The sequence below is a fragment of the Mesorhizobium sp. P3_A9 genome, from assembly GCF_056402975.1.
Genome location: NZ_JBFUGJ010000118.1, coordinates 1 through 16,589 on the forward strand (window position 1 = coordinate 1; position 16,589 = coordinate 16,589).

The 16,589-nt window shown below is 63.3% G+C and carries 16 protein-coding genes; 10 read left to right on the forward strand and 6 right to left on the reverse strand.

The window, feature by feature from the left end:
- The first annotated feature begins 79 nt into the window (after positions 1-79).
- Together AC1DX0_RS17530 and rpoH are read left to right on the forward strand one after the other, a co-directional pair.
- A complete protein-coding gene (locus tag AC1DX0_RS17530; protein ID WP_477223189.1) occupies positions 80-1,120 on the forward strand; it encodes an RluA family pseudouridine synthase in 1,041 nt (346 codons plus the stop codon).
- Between the two features lie 212 nt (positions 1,121-1,332).
- Positions 1,333-2,244, forward strand: coding sequence for an RNA polymerase sigma factor RpoH (gene rpoH / locus AC1DX0_RS17535; RefSeq protein WP_477223188.1), 912 nt, complete (start codon positions 1,333-1,335; stop codon positions 2,242-2,244).
- Between the two features lie 321 nt (positions 2,245-2,565).
- Here the strand turns inward: rpoH and AC1DX0_RS17540 are convergent, their stop codons facing one another.
- From AC1DX0_RS17540 to AC1DX0_RS17555, 4 genes are all read right to left on the reverse strand, one after another.
- The gene (locus AC1DX0_RS17540) at positions 2,566-3,438 is read right to left on the reverse strand and encodes an MBL fold metallo-hydrolase (RefSeq protein WP_477223187.1); all 873 of its coding nucleotides are present in this window, start codon (positions 3,436-3,438) and stop codon (positions 2,566-2,568) included.
- 141 nt (positions 3,439-3,579) lie between these two features.
- Positions 3,580-4,239, reverse strand: coding sequence for a peroxiredoxin (locus tag AC1DX0_RS17545; protein WP_027041898.1), 660 nt, complete (start codon positions 4,237-4,239; stop codon positions 3,580-3,582).
- 164 nt (positions 4,240-4,403) lie between these two features.
- On the reverse strand, positions 4,404-4,766 hold the full coding sequence (locus AC1DX0_RS17550) for a cell division protein ZapA (RefSeq protein ID WP_477223186.1): 363 nt from the start codon (positions 4,764-4,766) through the stop codon (positions 4,404-4,406).
- Positions 4,767-4,776: 10 nt separating this feature from the next.
- Entirely contained in the window at positions 4,777-5,049 is a 273-nt protein-coding gene (locus AC1DX0_RS17555; RefSeq protein WP_006200774.1) for a DUF4164 domain-containing protein, read from the reverse strand.
- A gap of 262 nt (positions 5,050-5,311) precedes the next feature.
- On the opposite strand from AC1DX0_RS17555, the gene tkt reads away from it, so the two are divergent.
- From tkt to AC1DX0_RS17590, 7 genes are all read left to right on the forward strand, one after another.
- Positions 5,312-7,303 carry a transketolase gene (tkt, locus tag AC1DX0_RS17560; RefSeq protein ID WP_477223185.1) on the forward strand — a complete coding sequence of 664 codons (1,992 nt, stop codon included), beginning with the start codon at positions 5,312-5,314 and terminating at the stop codon, positions 7,301-7,303.
- A gap of 160 nt (positions 7,304-7,463) precedes the next feature.
- Positions 7,464-8,474, forward strand: coding sequence for a type I glyceraldehyde-3-phosphate dehydrogenase (gap, locus tag AC1DX0_RS17565; protein ID WP_027041901.1), 1,011 nt, complete (start codon positions 7,464-7,466; stop codon positions 8,472-8,474).
- Positions 8,475-8,671: 197 nt separating this feature from the next.
- Positions 8,672-10,555: a potassium/proton antiporter gene (locus AC1DX0_RS17570; protein ID WP_477223184.1), complete on the forward strand. Its 1,884-nt coding sequence runs from the start codon at positions 8,672-8,674 to the stop codon at positions 10,553-10,555.
- 156 nt (positions 10,556-10,711) lie between these two features.
- Positions 10,712-11,908, forward strand: coding sequence for a phosphoglycerate kinase (locus AC1DX0_RS17575; RefSeq protein ID WP_477223183.1), 1,197 nt, complete (start codon positions 10,712-10,714; stop codon positions 11,906-11,908).
- A gap of 127 nt (positions 11,909-12,035) precedes the next feature.
- Complete coding sequence (locus AC1DX0_RS17580) at positions 12,036-13,061, forward strand: class I fructose-bisphosphate aldolase (protein ID WP_477223182.1); 1,026 nt, start codon at positions 12,036-12,038, stop codon at positions 13,059-13,061.
- A 168-nt stretch (positions 13,062-13,229) separates the two neighbouring features.
- Positions 13,230-13,949 (forward strand): DUF899 domain-containing protein, encoded by a 720-nt coding sequence (locus tag AC1DX0_RS17585; RefSeq protein WP_477223181.1) that lies wholly within the window; start codon positions 13,230-13,232, stop codon positions 13,947-13,949.
- Between the two features lie 101 nt (positions 13,950-14,050).
- Complete coding sequence (locus AC1DX0_RS17590; RefSeq protein WP_477223180.1) at positions 14,051-14,764, forward strand: SGNH/GDSL hydrolase family protein; 714 nt, start codon at positions 14,051-14,053, stop codon at positions 14,762-14,764.
- Between the two features lie 28 nt (positions 14,765-14,792).
- Here AC1DX0_RS17590 and AC1DX0_RS17595 read toward each other — a convergent pair whose 3' ends face one another.
- Both AC1DX0_RS17595 and AC1DX0_RS17600 read right to left on the reverse strand, forming a co-directional pair.
- Entirely contained in the window at positions 14,793-14,954 is a 162-nt protein-coding gene (locus tag AC1DX0_RS17595; RefSeq protein WP_183447746.1) for a hypothetical protein, read from the reverse strand.
- Between the two features lie 115 nt (positions 14,955-15,069).
- Complete coding sequence (locus AC1DX0_RS17600) at positions 15,070-16,023, reverse strand: ring-cleaving dioxygenase (RefSeq protein WP_477223179.1); 954 nt, start codon at positions 16,021-16,023, stop codon at positions 15,070-15,072.
- Between the two features lie 309 nt (positions 16,024-16,332).
- Between AC1DX0_RS17600 and AC1DX0_RS17605 the strand changes: the two genes are divergently transcribed.
- Entirely contained in the window at positions 16,333-16,500 is a 168-nt protein-coding gene (locus AC1DX0_RS17605; protein WP_081850348.1) for a hypothetical protein, read from the forward strand.
- Positions 16,501-16,589: the final 89 nt, after the last annotated feature.

A 16,589-nucleotide genomic window follows, 5' to 3' on the forward strand; every position in this document is an offset into this window, starting at 1 on the left:
ACCCCGGGGTCGAGCGGCTTTTCCTGATCTTCGTCGGCATCGGGCCGGGCCATGGCAAATATTCCGGAACGGTTTTTCGATGAGCGCTCATAGCGAAGAGGACCCTGAATTGATAGAGGCGGCACCAACTGTGCTTGTGGCAGGCCCGGATGCGGCCGGACAGCGCCTCGACCAATGGCTGGCGGCGAGCCTCGGCCCCGACATGTCGCGCAGCCGCGTGCAGATGCTGATCAGGGAAGGCGCTGTGAGCATCAACGGCAAGCCGGTCGACGAAACCAAGCGCAAGATGACCGCAGGCGAGAGCGTGTCGGTCGCGATGCCGGAACCGGAGCCCGCCACGCCGCAGGGCGAGGCCATCGCGCTCGACGTACTCTATGAAGACGACGCGTTGATCGTCATCAACAAGCCGGCAGGGCTTGTCGTGCATCCCGGTGCCGGCAACTGGACCGGCACACTCGTCAACGCGCTGATCCATCACTGCGGCGACAGCCTGTCCGGCATCGGTGGGGTGCGCCGGCCGGGCATCGTGCACCGCTTGGACAAGGAAACCAGCGGCGTCATGGTGGTGGCCAAGACCGACCGTGCCCACAAGGCGCTGTCGGAAGCCTTCGCCGATCATGGCCGCAGCGGCGACCTGGAACGCGCCTATCTGGCGCTGGTCTGGGGCATACCGCAGCGGCCGACCGGAACAGTGGATGCGCCGCTCGGCCGCGCTGCGGACCGGGTGCGCCGCGCCGTGGTGCCGGCAGGCCGCGACGACGCCCGCCATGCCATCACCCACTTTGGCGTCCAGGAGCGTTTTGGCGAGAAGCAGCAGGAGTTTGCCACCGCAAGCCTGGTCGAATGCCGGCTGGAAACCGGCCGCACCCACCAGATCCGCGTCCACATGGCCCATATCGGCCATCCGGTGATCGGCGACCCCGACTACGGCCAGGCCTTCCGCACCAAGGCCAACCGGCTGCCGGAGCCGCTGAAAAGTCAGGTCAAGGCATTTTCCCGGCAAGCTTTGCATGCCTGGCTCCTTGCATTTCGTCACCCGGATACCCATCTACCTCTGAGGTTCGAGGCGCCGATACCGGGGGACATGGAGGAACTCGTCGGCGGATTTCGCAATCTCTGAACCTGCTGCCGTCAAGCTCGAAACCAGCCATCAAAAAACCTGACTGGCATTGTTCACTTCAGCGTGACACACTGTTTCGTGTTGAACAAATGCCTGTCTTTTCTGGTTTTGTTCCTGTATAAGATCTGATGTCGCGAGCGAGCCTTTTGGTGTTCGCGTCACATGCCCGCCGCGTTTCGGGGGCATCACTCCAATAGAGAGGGGGCGCTATCATGGCCCAGTCACTACCCAGTATTGTTTCCGGCGAAGGCGGCCTCAGCCGCTACCTGGAAGAAATCCGCCGCTTTCCAATGCTTCAGCCGCAAGAAGAGTACATGCTCGCCAAGCGTTATGCCGAGCATGAAGACACCAGCGCTGCGCACAAGCTCGTCACCAGCCATTTGCGGCTCGTCGCCAAGATCGCCATGGGCTATCGCGGCTACGGCCTGCCGATCGGCGAAGTGATCTCGGAAGGCAATGTCGGCCTGATGCAGGCCGTCAAGAAATTCGAACCCGAGCGCGGCTTCCGCCTCGCTACCTACGCCATGTGGTGGATCAAGGCCTCGATCCAGGAGTACATCCTGCGCTCGTGGAGCCTGGTCAAGATGGGCACGACCGCCAACCAGAAGCGCCTGTTCTTCAACCTGCGCAAGGTGAAGGGCAAGATCCAGGCTCTGGACGACGGCGATTTGAAGCCCGATCAGATCACCGAGATCGCCACGCGGCTGAACGTGTCCGAGGCCGAAGTGGTGTCGATGAACCGCCGCCTGTCCGGCGACGCTTCGCTCAACGCCCCGATCCGGGCGAGCGAGGGCGAGTCCGGCGAATGGCAGGACTGGCTGGTCGACGACCACGAAAGCCAGGAAGAGATGCTGATCGAGCAGGACGAGCTGGAAAACCGGCGCGGCATGCTGTCGGGCGCTCTTGCCGTGCTCAATGAGCGCGAGCGGCGCATCTTCGAGGCCCGTCGCCTCGCCGAGGAGCCGCTGACGCTGGAAGAGCTGTCGGCCGAGTTCGACATCAGCCGCGAGCGCGTGCGCCAGATCGAGGTGCGCGCCTTTGAGAAGGTCCAGGATGCCGTCAAGGCCGCCGCCAAGCGCCAGACCCAGGCGCTGCGCACCATCGAGGCACAGCCAGCGGCGTAAAGCCGGCTTCGGCCAGGAAATATCAAGGCGGCGTCACGAAACTGGCGCCGCCTTTTTTGTATTTTGCCGGTGGTTAGCGAAAGCGAGGGCGACAGCCAATCTCCCCCCTTGCGGGGGAGATGTCCGGCAGGACAGAGGGGGGTGTGAAGGATCGCTACTTTTCGATTTTTGGCATTCCCGACCGGAAACCAGTTTGAAGGCACAGCTACATCCGGCTGACAGGTCGGCGGGACAGCACCCCCCTCTGCCCTGCCGGGCATCTCCCCCGCAGGTGGGGAGATCGGCAGTTTCACCGGCGGCGCCCGCCACAAAAGAATACCCTCAAAGCCCGTCCAGCGGAAACTTCAGGTACCGCCGGCCATTGGCTTCCGGTTCCGGCAGCCGGCCGCCATTCATGTTGACCTGCAGCGCATGCAGGATCAGCCGCGGCATCGGCAAGGTCTTGTCGCGCGCTTCGCGCAGCGCCACGAACTCAGCCTCGCTGTGCGCGGCAACGAGATGAATGTTGGTCGCCTTCTGCACGGCCACCGTGCTTTCCCACAGGGCTTCGCGGCCACCGGCCTGATAGTCATGGCCGACGAAGACGCGCGTCTCGTCCGGCAACGCCAGTATGCCCTGGATCGAGCGCCATAGCCGCGCGGCACTGCCGCCGGGAAAATCCGCCCGTGCCGTGCCGCTGTCGGGCATGAACAGCGTATCGTGCACGAAGGCGGCGTCGCCGACCACATAGCTGATCGAGGCCAGCGTATGACCGGGTGAGAACAGCACCTTGACTGGAAGGCTGCCGATCGCAAACGTCTCGCCTTCCCGGAACAGCCTGTCCCACTGCGAGCCGTCGGCGGGAAAATCGGGCCAGTTGTAGATCACCTTCCACAGCTTCTGGACGCCGACAACCCTGTCGCCGATCGCAGTCGGCGCCCCGGTCTGCTGTTTAAGGTAGTGCGCAGCGGAGAAATGGTCGGCGTGCGGGTGGGTGTCGAGGATCCACTCGAGCTCCAGCCCGTTTTTCCCGACAAAATCGAGCAGGACATCCGCGCTCTTCGTACCCGTGGCGCCGGATTTCTCATCGAAGTCGAGGATCGGATCGATAATGGCGCATCGCTTCGTCGCCGGGTCGGTGACGACGTACTGGATGGCCCCGGTCGGCTTGTCATAGAAGCCGCTGACCACTGGCCTGGCCAAAGCTACGTCCACGTCCGGCTCCCTCAACCCACCGGCAGGAACGATTTTCTCCACCGGAACCCAACAAGAGCATGGTTGTCCACGCTTGCGGGCCAGTCAAGCATGACTTGGCTCGCAAGGGCGGAAACGGCAAAACCCGTTCCGGCGCCTGTTTCAGGCAGAAGGCTGCTTGGTCTTCCTGAGATAAGGCAGGATGGTCTCGAAGGCGCCAAACCGCTTGATCGCATCCTCGTTGGAAACGGCGGCGGTGATGATGACGTCCTCACCCTGCTTCCAGTTGGCCGGCGTCGCCACCTGATGCTTGGCGGTGAGCTGCATGGAATCGACCGCGCGCAGGATCTCGTCGAAGTTGCGGCCCGTGGTCATCGGGTAGGTCAGCACCAGCTTGATCTTCTTGTCCGGCCCGATGACGTAGACCGAGCGCACGGTGGCGTTGTCGGCGGGCGTACGGCCTTCCGAGGTCTCGCCGGCGCCGGCGGGCAGCATGTCGTAAAGCTTGGCGACCTTGAGATCCTTGTCGCCGATCAGCGGATAGTGCACCGTTTGGCCCGTCGCCGTCTTGATGTCGGCCTGCCATTTGTCGTGGCTCGCCACCGGATCGACAGAGATGCCGATGATCTTGACATTGCGCTTCTTGAATTCGCCCTCCAGCCCCGCCATCGTGCCGAGCTCGGTCGTGCAGACCGGTGTGAAATTCTTCGGATGGCTGAACAGGATCGCCCAGCCGTCGCCGATCCAGTCGTGAAACTTGATCGCGCCTTGGGTGGTCTCGGCCGTGAAGTCCGGCGCTATGTCGTTGATACGAAGGCTCATGGTCCCTACCCCTGTGAAATACCGCCGGATGGCGGGTTCCGACCCTTTTACCACTCCGGCGGCGACCTTCAAAACGTTGAGGTCGCCGGCAGCGATGCAGGCCGCGAAAAATTTTCGCAATTTGTTGGAGAATGCAGAAATTTCGCTGCGGACGCTGAAAGAGTCTAGGTTTTCACCGCCAGTGTCGACGTCAAATCTTCCATGCGCTGCGCCAGCGCGCCAAGCGCGTTGGTCAGCACACTGTCGCTCTTGTCGGCCTTGGTCAGCGCCTCGTCGCGCGTCTTGCGCAAGGTCAGCACTTCGCTCTCCATGCCCTTGACGCGCTTCTGCAGTTCCGAGAGTTCGTCCATCACCATAATGCCGGCCATGACGGTCAGCCGCTGGTCACCGATCTCGCCGAAGGAATCTTTCAGATGCGAGACATAGCGGTCAAAGCGTTCGGCGAGATCGATCAGATGCTCTTCCTGGCCCTCGTCGCAGGCCATCCGATACTGTTTGCCGTCGATTGAAACCGTGACCTGTGCCATGGGCCAGCTCCTATCTGTCCAACACGGCGCGGATGGTTTCCATGGCGGTCACCAGCCGTCGCGAGACTTCCTTGTTGGCGTCCTCCAGCCGTTCGGCGCGCGCTTCGGAATTGTCGAGTTCCTGCGCCAGCCGCGAGCGGTCGGCATTCATCCGCTGCACTTCGGCCTCGGCTTCCGAGTAGTCGCGCTCGTGCTCCAGCTTGGCCGCGACAGCATTTTCCAGCCCCTCGATGGCCTTGCCCAGCCTGGCGATGACTTCCTTGAGTGTGGTTTCCCCGGTCATGGCCTTCGTCCTGTGCCCTGCCCATCACCGAATCGTTCGCGTTCAGAACGCCTTATCCCGGAAACATTAGGCACCGGGTGAAGGCAACGTCAACAAAGCTCTCGCGACTGTCCCCCGCTAACGCTAATGTAGACCCGCCATCGGCATCACAAGACCGGCAAATGTGCTCCCGATTTGTTGACTAAAAGCCCGCGCCTGCTATGTGTCGCGCACCCTTTTCAAGGGCTCTCCCAAGCCCCAAACCCCCATTTCTGGAGGAACCATGACGTCGCGTGAACAACATGACCGGATGGCAAATGCGATCCGCTTTCTCTCCATGGATGCCGTCGAGAAGGCCCAGTCCGGCCATCCCGGCCTGCCCATGGGCTGCGCCGACATCGCCACGGTGCTGTTCACCCGCTTCCTGAAATATGATCCCAAGGCCCCGCACTGGCCCGATCGCGACCGCTTCATCCTGTCGGCCGGCCATGGCTCGATGCTGCTCTATTCGCTGCTGCATCTGACCGGCTACGAGGACATGACCCTCGACCAGATCAAGCACTTCCGCCAGTTGGGCTCGAAGACGGCAGGGCATCCCGAATACGGCCACGCCACCGGCATCGAGACGACGACCGGTCCGCTCGGCCAGGGTCTCGCCAATTCGGTCGGCTTCGCACTCGGCGAGCGCATCATGAACGCCGCCTTCGGCAACGACCTCGTCAGCCACTACACCTATGTGCTGGCCGGCGATGGCTGTCTGATGGAAGGTGTTTCCCAGGAAGCCATCGCGCTTGCCGGGCATCTGAAGCTCAACAAACTGATCGTCTTCTGGGACAACAACAACATCTCGATCGACGGCCCGGTCTCGCTCGCCGACAACACCGACCAGGTCGCCCGCTTCCAGGCCTCCGGCTGGAATGCCAGCCATATCGACGGCACCGATCCGGAAGCCATCGCCTATGCCATCGAAGCCGCCCGTCATTCCGACAAGCCGACGATGATCGCCTGCAAGACGACCATCGGCTTCGGCGCGCCGACCAAGGCCGGCACCAACAAGGCGCATGGCTCGCCGCTCGGCGCCGACGAGATCGCCGGCGCGCGCAAGTTCTTCAACTGGGACTCGCCACCCTTCGAGATTCCGGCCGACATCCTCGATGCCTGGCGCACCGCCGGCAAGGCCGGCGTCAAGCCGCGCATCGACTGGGAAGGCCGCCTCGCCAAGGCCGAGCCGAAGCTGAAGGCCGAGTTCGAGCGCCGCCTCGGTGGCAAGCTGCCGTCCAACTTCGACGCTGTCATTGACGACTACAAGAAGAAGCTCTCGGCCGACAAGCCGAAGGTCGCCACCCGCAAATCGTCGGAAATGGCGCTGGAAGTCATCAACGGCGCCGTGCCGGAAACCATCGGCGGCTCCGCCGACCTGACCGGCTCCAACAACACCAAGACCAGCCAGACTAAGAACATCACGCCGGACGATTACGGCCAGCGCTATGTCCACTACGGCATCCGCGAGCATGGCATGGCCGCAGCCATCAACGGCCTGACGCTGCATGGCGGCCTCATCGCCTATGGCGGCACCTTTATGTGCTTCTCCGACTATGCCCGCCCGTCGATGCGGCTTTCCTCGCTGATGGGCATCCGCTCGATCTTCGTCATGACCCATGATTCAATCGGTCTGGGCGAAGATGGCCCGACCCACCAGCCGGTCGAGCATCTGGCGGCCCTGCGCGCCATCCCGAACCACAATGTCTTCCGTCCGGCCGACGCTGTGGAAACCGCCGAATGCTGGCAGATCGCGCTCGAATCCGAAAAGACGCCGTCGACACTGGCGCTGACCCGCCAGAACCTGCCGACGGTGCGCACCGAGCACTCGGCCAAGAACCTGAGCAGCCAGGGCGCCTACGAGCTGGCCGCGGCCAGCGGCGAGGCGGCGGTGACGATCTTCGCCACCGGCTCCGAGATCGAGATCGCCCTTGGCGCCCGCGACTTGCTGGAAAAGCACGGCCATCCGACCCGCGTCGTCTCGGTGCCTTGCTTCGAACTGTTCGACAAGCAGAGCGACGACTATCGCAAAAAGACGATCGGCAACGCGCCGATCAAGATGGCGATCGAGGCCGGCATTCGCCAGGGCTGGGATCATCTCATCGGCTCGGACGGCATCTTCGTCGGCATGACCGGCTTTGGCGCCTCGGGCACGATCGAGCAGCTCTATCCGCATTTCGGCATCACCGCCGAGGCGGCGGCCAAGGCAGCGGAAGGACGCTTGCACGCCAAGTAAGGGTTTGGCTTCAGCCCGGCGAAATCGCGCAAAGCGATTTCGCCGGGTTGCCCCAACCTAATCGATTTAAATCTGCGTCGCAGCGGCTGGATTCTTTCCGCTTGCGCCGCTATGAAGCTGCGGACTTGATCTTCGGCCTCCAGCTCCCAGGGAGAGAAAAATGACCGTCAGAGTTGCCATCAACGGATTCGGCCGCATCGGCCGCAACATCCTGCGCGCCATCCATGAATCCGGCCGCAAGGACATCGACGTCGTCGCCGTCAACGACCTCGGCCCGGTCGAGACCAATGCCCACCTGCTGCGCTACGACAGCGTGCATGGCCGCTTCCCGCACGAGGTGAGCGTCGATGGTGACCAGATCACCGTCGGCAAGGAAAAGTTCAAGGTCACCGCCATCAAGGATCCGACCCAGCTGCCGTGGAAGGAACTCGGCGTCGACATCGCGCTCGAATGCACCGGCATCTTCACCGCTCGCGACAAGGCCGCCGCGCACCTGACCGCCGGCGCCAAGCGCGTGCTGGTCTCGGCGCCTGCCGACGGCGCCGACCTGACCGTCGTCTACGGCATCAACCACGACAAGCTGACCAAGGACCACATCGTCATCTCGAACGCGTCCTGCACCACCAACTGCCTGGCGCCGCTGGCCGCCGTGCTGCACGAGACGGTCGGCATCGAAAAGGGCATGATGACGACGATCCACTCCTACACGGGCGACCAGCCGACGCTGGACACCATGCACAAGGATCTCTACCGCGCCCGCGCCGCGGCCCTGTCGCAGATCCCGACCTCGACGGGCGCCGCCAAGGCCATCGGCCTTGTGCTGCCCGACCTCAAGGGCAAGCTCGACGGCATCTCGATTCGCGTGCCGACCCCGAACGTCTCGGTCGTCGACTTCAAGTTCATCGCCAAGCGCGCGACCACGGTCCAGGAAATCAACGAAGCGGTCATCGCCGCCTCCAACGGCAAGCTCAAGGGCATCCTCGGCGTCACCCATCACCCGAACGTCTCGATCGATTTCAACCATGATCCGCGCTCGTCGATCATGGCGCTCGACCAGACCAAGGTGATGGACGGCAACTTCGTTTCCGTGCTGTCCTGGTACGACAATGAATGGGGCTTCTCCAACCGCATGAGCGACACCGCCGTCGCCTTCGGCAAGACCATCGCCTGATCGCGGACCCAGCTTCCAGAGACTTGAAACGCCCGGCTTCGTCCGGGCGTTTTTCATTTGCCGGAGCAGCAGTGCCAAAACCCGCGAAAATCCGAGGCATAAGGCAAAAAGCCACGCCGCCGCCTTGCACTGGTCACGTCTTCGCCCCACTCTGCCGTAAACCAGGAGACAGACGAATTTGAGGGGCTGATTTTAAGATGGAGCATGCGATCTATCTCGTCACGCTGGTCGGCACTGCTCTTGTCGTCGCCGCCGCGTTTTCGAGCCTGATCGCCTTCCGCTTCGGCGCCCCCCTCCTGCTTCTGTTTCTCTGCATCGGGCTCGCCACTGGAACCGACGGCCTCGGTATCGAATTCGACAACGCCCGCATCGCCTATTTTGCCGGCTCACTGGCGCTGGCCGTCATCCTGTTCGATTCCGGCTTCGGCACGCCGCTCAACGCCTTGCGGCAGGCGGCGGGACCGGCGCTGTCGCTGGCGATTTTCGGCGTGCTTCTGACCACCGGCCTGTTCGGCGCCGCCGCCCACTATCTGCTCGACCTGACCTGGCTGGAATCCTTTCTGCTCGGCGCCGCCGTCGCTTCGACCGACGCGGCCGCGGTGTTCTTCCTGCTGCGCGCCGGCGAGATCAATCTACGCGAGCGTGTGCGCTCCACGTTGGAGGTGGAATCCGGCACCAATGACCCGATCGCCATCTTCCTGACGATCACCCTGGTCGAGATCATCGCCGCCCACGCCAACCCCGAGACCAATGTCCTGGTCACCAGCCTGATCCTCGGCTTCCTCCTCAATATGGGGCTCGGCGCCATCGTCGGCGTGCTCGGCGGCCTTGCCATCGTGCGTCTCGTCGACCGGCTCAATCTCGACCACGGCCTGCTGCCGATCTTCGTGCTGACGCTGTCGCTGATGATCTTCGCCGCCGCCGGCGCCATTGGCGGCTCGGGCTTCCTGGCGGTCTATATCGCCGGTCTCATTGCCGGCAACTCCGACATCCGCGCCGTCACCATCCTCAAGCGCTTCCAGGACGGCATGTCGTGGCTGGCGCAGATCATCATGTTCCTGATCCTTGGCCTTTTCGCGACGCCCTCGCAATTCCCAGCCATCATGCTGCCGGCGATAGCGCTTGGCCTGTTCCTGATGTTTATCGCACGGCCGATCGCGGTCTGGCTCTGCCTGATCCCGTTTCGCCTGCCGCGCCCCGAGGTCGCTTTCGTATCCTGGGTCGGCCTGCGCGGCGCGGTGTCGATCCTGCTCGCTATCACCCCACTGCTCGGCGGGCTGGAAAACGGCCGCGTCATCTTCAACGTCGCCTTCATCATCGTGCTGGTGTCGTTGGTCGTCCAGGGCTGGACCGTTGGACCGCTGGCGCGCCGCCTTGGCCTGATCGTGCCGGCGCGGCTCGGACCGCTGGACAAGGTCGAGCTGGAATTGCCCGGCTCCGCCCATCACGAGCTTCTCGCCTATCGCGTGGCGCATGGCAGCCCGGTGGCGCGCGGCGAGCGCATTCCGCGTTGGGCGCGGCCCTCACTGGTGCTGCGCGACGGCCGTTCGATGCGCTTCCAGGACATGGGCCGGCTCGCCGCCGGCGACCAGGTCTACATCTTCGTTCCGGACCGCTATCCGCGCCTGCTCGACAAGCTGTTCGCCAGCCGCGCGGTGGTCGACCCGGAAGATGCCGATTTCTTCGGCGCCTTCGCCGTCGACCCGGCACGCTCCGCCGCCGAGCTGGAAGCCGCCTATGCGCCGGGCCTGACCGAGGCGGAGCAGAAGCAGACCGTCGGCGCTCTGGTCACCGCACGGCTTGGCGGCCATGCCGAATATGCCGACCGTGTGCTGATCGGCCAGATCGAGCTGATCGTGCGGGATGTTGACGACAAGGGCAAGATCACGGGTCTTGGCCTTTCCTTCGAGCCGACCGCGCCGGTAGCGCGGGTGCCAGTGTTCCTCAGTGCCGGCGAGATGGGCGACCGTCTTAGCGCCTTCATCCGCAACTGGCGCAAGCCGACGGAGACACAGGAGGCGGCAGTACAGACGGAAGACGCCCCTGAGCCCCCGGTCGAAAAGGCAACGACCGGGGGCTGACAAGGGCGATCGTTCGCGCCGCTCCCCATCACGTCGGACAGTCTTCACGGACTATGTCCCCGCCCGCCTCAAAATTTCGCGCCGCACCGCCGTCAAAGCCTTGCATCGTCACGGATGCGGGGTATGTTCCCCCGATTTTTCGCGAAAGGAACCCGCATGGCCGCCTTCAAGACCTTGGACGACATCGGCAACATCAGCGGCAAGCGTGTGCTGGTGCGCGTCGACCTCAACGTTCCCGTCGCCGACGGCAAGGTCACTGACGCCACCCGCATCGAACGCATCGCGCCGACCATCGCCGAATTGTCCGGCAAGGGCGCCAAGGTCATCCTGCTCGCCCATTTTGGCCGGCCCAAGGACGGCCCCTCGCCCGAATTCTCGCTCGAGCCGATCGCCAAGGCGACGGCTGAGGTGCTCGGCCGTCCCGTTGGCTTCGCCTCGGACTGCGTCGGCGACACGGCTGGAAGTGCCGTCGCGGCCATGAACAAGGGCGACGTGCTGCTCTTGGAAAACACCCGCTTCTACAAGGCCGAGGAAAAGAACGATCCTGTCTTCACCGAAAGGCTCGCCGCCAATGGCGACATCTTCGTCAACGACGCTTTTTCCGCAGCGCACCGCGCCCATTCCTCGACCGAGGGGCTGGCGCACCTGTTGCCTTCCTTTGCCGGCCGCACCATGCAGGCCGAACTCGAGGCGCTGGAGAAGGGCTTGGGCAACCCGGTCCGTCCGGTCGTCGCCATTGTCGGCGGCGCCAAGGTCTCGACCAAGATCGACCTGCTGATGAACCTGGTGAAGAGGGTTGACGCACTGGTCATCGGCGGCGGCATGGCCAACACCTTCCTTGCCGCGCGCGGCACCGACGTCGGCAAGTCGCTGTGCGAGCATGATCTGGCCGCCACCGCCAAGCAGATCATGATCGAGGCGGCCGAGGCCGGTTGCGCCATCATCCTGCCGGTCGACGGCGTCGTCGCCAAGGAGTTCAAGGCGGGCGCGGCCTGCGAGACCGTCGCCATCTCCGACGTGCCGGCCGACGGCATGATCCTCGATGTCGGCGCCAAGACCGTGACCACGATCGGCGAATGGATCGATCGCGCCGCGACATTGGTCTGGAACGGTCCGCTCGGCGCCTTCGAAATCGAGCCGTTCGACCATGCCACGGTGGCCGCGGCAAAACACGCCGCCGCGCGAACCAAGGCCGGCAAGCTGGTCTCCGTCGCCGGTGGCGGCGATACGGTGGCGGCGCTCAACCATGCCGGTGTCGCCGACGACTTCACCTATGTCTCGACCGCTGGTGGCGCCTTCCTGGAATGGATGGAAGGCAAGCCGCTGCCCGGCGTCGACGTGCTGAAGAAGTAGGCCCCGGCGGGATCGACGACGCTGCGGACGGCGCCCGAAACTTTCAATCGATTCGAGCTTTCCGATGCCATTCCTTTGGCGGTAGACTTCCGTTAAGCGCGGAACGAACCCCTCCAGGAGAAGCATGATGAGCGAACGTCTCGAAGACATTGCCGCCGCGATCGTGGCCAACGGCAAGGGCCTGCTGGCTGCCGACGAAAGTTCCGGCACGATCAAGAAGCGCTTCGACGTCATCGGCGTCGAATCGACCGCCGACAGCCGCCGCGATTATCGCGAGATGATGTTCCGCGCCAAGGACGCGATGACCAAGTATATTTCCGGCGTCATCCTCTATGACGAGACCATCCGTCAGAAGGCCGCCGACGGTACGCCGCTGGTCGACATCATCAAGGCGGCCGGCGCCATCCCCGGCATCAAGGTCGATGCCGGCGCCAAGCCGCTGGCCGGCTTTCCCGGCGACACCATCACCGAGGGTCTCGACGGCCTGCGCGAGCGCCTTGCCGACTATTACAAGCTCGGCGCCCGCTTCGCCAAATGGCGCGCGGTGATCGACATCGATACCGGCAAGAGCGTGCCCTCGGTCAATTCGATCAACTCGAACACCCATGCGCTCGCCCGCTATGCCGCGCTTTGCCAGGAGGCCGGCATCGTGCCGATCGTCGAGCCGGAAGTGCTGATGGATGGCGCCCACGATATCGATACCTGCTACGAGGTTTCCAAGGCGACGCTGATCAAGCTTTACGATGAACTCCATGCGGCCGGCGTCGTACTCGAAGGCACGATTCTGAAGCCCAACATGGTCCTGTCGGGCAAGAAGTCGGGCACCGTGGACAGCCCCGAAAAGGTCGCCGAGATGACCATAAAACTGTTCCGCGAGACGGTGCCGGCGGCGGTACCGGGTATCGCCTTCCTCTCCGGCGGCCAGGAGGACGAGGAGGCGACCGCCAACCTCAACGCCATCAACGCCATCGGTCCGCATCCCTGGAAGCTGACCTTCTCCTATGGCCGCGCGCTGCAGGCCGCCCCGCAAAAGGCATGGAGCGGCAAGGCATCGAACATTGCCGCCGGTCAGGCCGCCTTCACCCATCGCGCCCACATGAATTATCTGGCCGCGCTCGGAAAATGGAAAGCGAGCCTCGAACAGGCCGCCTGAACACAGTTCTTTCGTCTTCTTCGAACCCGGGCCATTGCGCCCGGGTTTTTGTTGCCTGCGGATTTGGGGGAAGACCTCCTCATTCCTATTTCCTCTGGGCGTTGCCGGCGGCGATGTCGGTTTGCGCTCATCCCGAACGTCCTTGGGATGAGAGACAGGGAGAGGTTCATGCATCGCAACAAGATCGTTTCACGCGAAGACTGGTTCCAGGCGCACAAGGCGCATCTGGCGCGCGAGAAGGAACTGACGCGGCTTCGCGATCGCATCGCGGCCGAGCGGCGCGAACTGCCCTGGCTGAAGATCAGGAAGGACTATGTTTTCGAGACCGAACAAGGGCCGAGGAGGCTGGCCGACCTGTTTGGCGCCAACAGCCAGCTGATCGTCTACCACTTCGTGTTTGCGCCAGGTTCCAATCATCACTGCGAAAGCTGTGCCTTCGTCGCCGACCATATGGATGGCGCCAACCAGCATCTTAGGCATCATGATGTGTCGCTTGTCGCCGTGTCGCGGGCGCCGCTCGCCGAATTGCTGCCCTACAAGCAGCGCATGGGTTGGAAGTTCGACTGGCTGTCTTCTTATGCCTCGGACTTCAATTTCGATATGCAGGTGTCCTTCACCGACAAGCAGATTGCATCTGGCGAAGCGGTCTACAATTTCGAAACACCCGTGCTGACGTCGAAAGACCTGCCCGGCACCACTGTCTTCCACAAGAGCGAAACCGGTGACATCTTCCTGACCTTCATGTCACGCGCCCGCGGCAGCGAGCAGTTCATCGGCGCCTATCAGTATCTCGACATTGCACCGAAAGGCCGCGACGAAACCGGTCCTTACAGGACCTTCATGGACTGGGTGCGACTGCACGACGAATATGGAAACAGGTCGCTATGAGACGACGCTTGCCCTTGGGGCAACGGCCGGCTGTGCAAGGATCCGTTCACCTCGGCCGAAACATGCGCTAAGCCTGCCGCAGATCATTCCACGGTACCGCCATGCGCTTCCCCGCCCTGTTCACCTGGCTCGCCTTCCCTGTCTATGTCTGGCAGGGGCTCGGCGTGCGCCGCCGCACCTCGCGCATGCTGCCGGCGCAAGGGCCGGTCATGCACGAGATATCAGGCGAGGCGCCTGATATCTCGCTGCTGGTGCTGGGCGATTCCTCGGCGGCCTCGGTCGGCATTGGCAATTCGGAGAACGGGCTTGCCGCACAACTCGCCGTTCTGATTTCCGAGCGTACCGGCCGCGCCGTACGCTGGCGCGCCGCAGGCTTCAATTCGGCGACGTCGGGCCAGATCCGCGATCATGTCCTGCCCAATCTGTCGGCTGATCCGTGGACACATATCGTGCTTGCCATCGGCACCAACGACACCAAGAATTTTCATTCGGTGCCGCGCTTCAAGAAGGAGTTCGGCGGCTTGCTCTATGCACTGCGCGCCAAATGGCCGGAGGCGCGCGTGGTGTGGTCGCCGGTTCTGGAGTTCACCCGCGCACCGGCCATGCCGCCGCTGCTCGGCAAGATCCTCGAAATCCGCGCTACTGAAATGAACCGTATGGGCGAACGCCTGTGCCTGGAGCGCGGCGCGGTGCCCGCACCTCGCCTGCCGATCACCAATCCTGAACAAGGTTTTGCCTCTGACGGCTTTCATGCCTCAGAGGCAGGTTACCGGGCCTGGGCGGAACATCTTCTCGGCCCGGTGCTTGCTGACTGAACACCGACGAAGGGGTTGTGGCCCGGGCCTAGGTCAAATGCCCGAGCACGGCCGCCAGCGAAATGGCAGCCATCGCCAGCAGCGCCAGCTTCCAGAAATCGCCGCGACGCTTGAGCCCGGGCCAGCCCAGTGGCTTGATCAGCTGGATCACCATGAAGCCGATGATGACAAGGGCGAGGAGTTTCGTCATGCCGCCTTTGACCAGCAACGCGGCCGGCTGTCAAAGCGCGTCGTTTGGTCTCTGAGAAAGAACGGGCGCCACGTTCCCGAACCGGAACGTCGCGCCCGCCGTTTTGGAGCCCGATCTACTTCAGCGGCTTGAGGCCGGCTTCGATCGAGGCGCGCTTTGCTTCGAGGAAAGGCGGCAGGGCAAGGCTTTCGCCCAGCGTCTCCAGCGGCTCGTCGGCGGTGAAGCCTGGCCCGTCGGTGGCGATCTCGAACAGGATGCCGTTCGGCTCGCGGAAATAGAGCGAGCGGAAGTAATAGCGCTCGACCTCGCCGCTCGACGGCAGCCGGAATTCGGCCAGACGGGCGGTCCACAGATGCAACGTCTCCTGGTCTGGCGCCCTGAAGGCGACATGGTGAACCGCACCGGCGCCTTGCCTTGCCGGCGCCAGCCCGGGCTGCACGGCAACATGAAGCTCGGCTGCCGGCCCACCCGCACCCATTTCGAAGACATGGACCTGGCCCTCGCCATCCGGCGAGCCATAGTCGCGAACCCCGCGCATGTTCATCACCCGGGTCAGCACCGCCTCGGTGTTGGTGATGTCAGGAACACTGATGACGATCGGCCCGAGCCCGCGGATCTGGTGCTCGGCCGGCACCGGGCTTTGCGCCCATGGGTGGCTGCCGCCCTTGCCGCCATCGCTGACCAGCCGCAGGCGCTGGCCTTCGGGATCTTCGAAATCCAGCGACGGATAGCCGCCGATGTCGGCAATCTCACTCGTTACGATGTTCTCGCCGGCGAGGTGCTGCTTCCACCAGGCAAGGCTTTCCGGGCTGCCGACCCTGAGGCTGGTCCGCGCGATGCTGTTGGTGCCGCGCCGTTCGCGGCCAACCGGCCAGTCGAAGAAGGTAAGGTCGGTGCCTGGCGTCGCTTCGCCGTCGGCATAGAAGAGATGGTAGGCCGATGTGTCGTCCTGGTTCACCGTCTTCTTGACCAGCCGCAAGCCAAGAACCTTCGTGTAGAAGTGAAGATTGCCCGGCGCATTGGCGGTGATGGCAGTCAGATGGTGGATTCCTGTCAGTTGCAGGCTCATGGTCGTCTCCCTGGTTTTGGGGAAGAATTTCTCCTTTCATATCAGAACTGCGAGCACCTCACTAAAGGCCGCCTATCCTGACAGTCCGTCGCCATGCGGTGAACAATTTTGTCCTCACTGTCATCCGATTGGTGAACAATCGGTGCCCCGCAGGCTTCCTGCGGCAAGGCACGATGGCGGCGGAAAACAATGCTATCCCTCGGCAGACGCACCGAACGAAACTATCGTCGAGCGCCTGACATCCTCCTGACAGACTGCTGTCAGGAGGGGTGTGCGATAGTGTCTCCATCAAGAGAGAGGAGACTGGTCATGAACGGTTACACCATTCTGCGCGGCATGCAGCACTATGTCGGCAAGGTTCGCACCATGCGCAACGAAATCCGCACGCAGCGCTTCATGAATTCACTTCCCGCGGACATCCGTAAGGATATCGGCTGGCCCGACATGTATTCGGAACGTCGCTCCCGCGGCAATTGAGGCGAATTTTTCGACGTCGATATTGGACATGGACGCGCCAATGCCCAGATATCTGCATGTCGCCCAAAAGTGGCCCCCGGTTTTGGGGG

Coding starts and splice junctions, on each gene's coding strand:
- AC1DX0_RS17575 (WP_477223183.1), top strand. CDS start 10,712: ATGGCCGCCTTCAAGACCTTGGACGACATCGGCAACATCAGCGGCAAG.
- AC1DX0_RS17550 (WP_477223186.1), bottom strand. CDS start 4,766: ATGGCACAGGTCACGGTTTCAATCGACGGCAAACAGTATCGGATGGCC.
- gap (WP_027041901.1), top strand. CDS start 7,464: ATGACCGTCAGAGTTGCCATCAACGGATTCGGCCGCATCGGCCGCAAC.
- AC1DX0_RS17580 (WP_477223182.1), top strand. CDS start 12,036: ATGAGCGAACGTCTCGAAGACATTGCCGCCGCGATCGTGGCCAACGGC.
- tkt (WP_477223185.1), top strand. CDS start 5,312: ATGACGTCGCGTGAACAACATGACCGGATGGCAAATGCGATCCGCTTT.
- AC1DX0_RS17530 (WP_477223189.1), top strand. CDS start 80: ATGAGCGCTCATAGCGAAGAGGACCCTGAATTGATAGAGGCGGCACCA.
- AC1DX0_RS17605 (WP_081850348.1), top strand. CDS start 16,333: ATGAACGGTTACACCATTCTGCGCGGCATGCAGCACTATGTCGGCAAG.
- AC1DX0_RS17585 (WP_477223181.1), top strand. CDS start 13,230: ATGCATCGCAACAAGATCGTTTCACGCGAAGACTGGTTCCAGGCGCAC.
- AC1DX0_RS17595 (WP_183447746.1), bottom strand. CDS start 14,954: ATGACGAAACTCCTCGCCCTTGTCATCATCGGCTTCATGGTGATCCAG.
- AC1DX0_RS17555 (WP_006200774.1), bottom strand. CDS start 5,049: ATGACCGGGGAAACCACACTCAAGGAAGTCATCGCCAGGCTGGGCAAG.
- rpoH (WP_477223188.1), top strand. CDS start 1,333: ATGGCCCAGTCACTACCCAGTATTGTTTCCGGCGAAGGCGGCCTCAGC.
- AC1DX0_RS17590 (WP_477223180.1), top strand. CDS start 14,051: ATGCGCTTCCCCGCCCTGTTCACCTGGCTCGCCTTCCCTGTCTATGTC.
- AC1DX0_RS17600 (WP_477223179.1), bottom strand. CDS start 16,023: ATGAGCCTGCAACTGACAGGAATCCACCATCTGACTGCCATCACCGCC.
- AC1DX0_RS17570 (WP_477223184.1), top strand. CDS start 8,672: ATGGAGCATGCGATCTATCTCGTCACGCTGGTCGGCACTGCTCTTGTC.
- AC1DX0_RS17545 (WP_027041898.1), bottom strand. CDS start 4,239: ATGAGCCTTCGTATCAACGACATAGCGCCGGACTTCACGGCCGAGACC.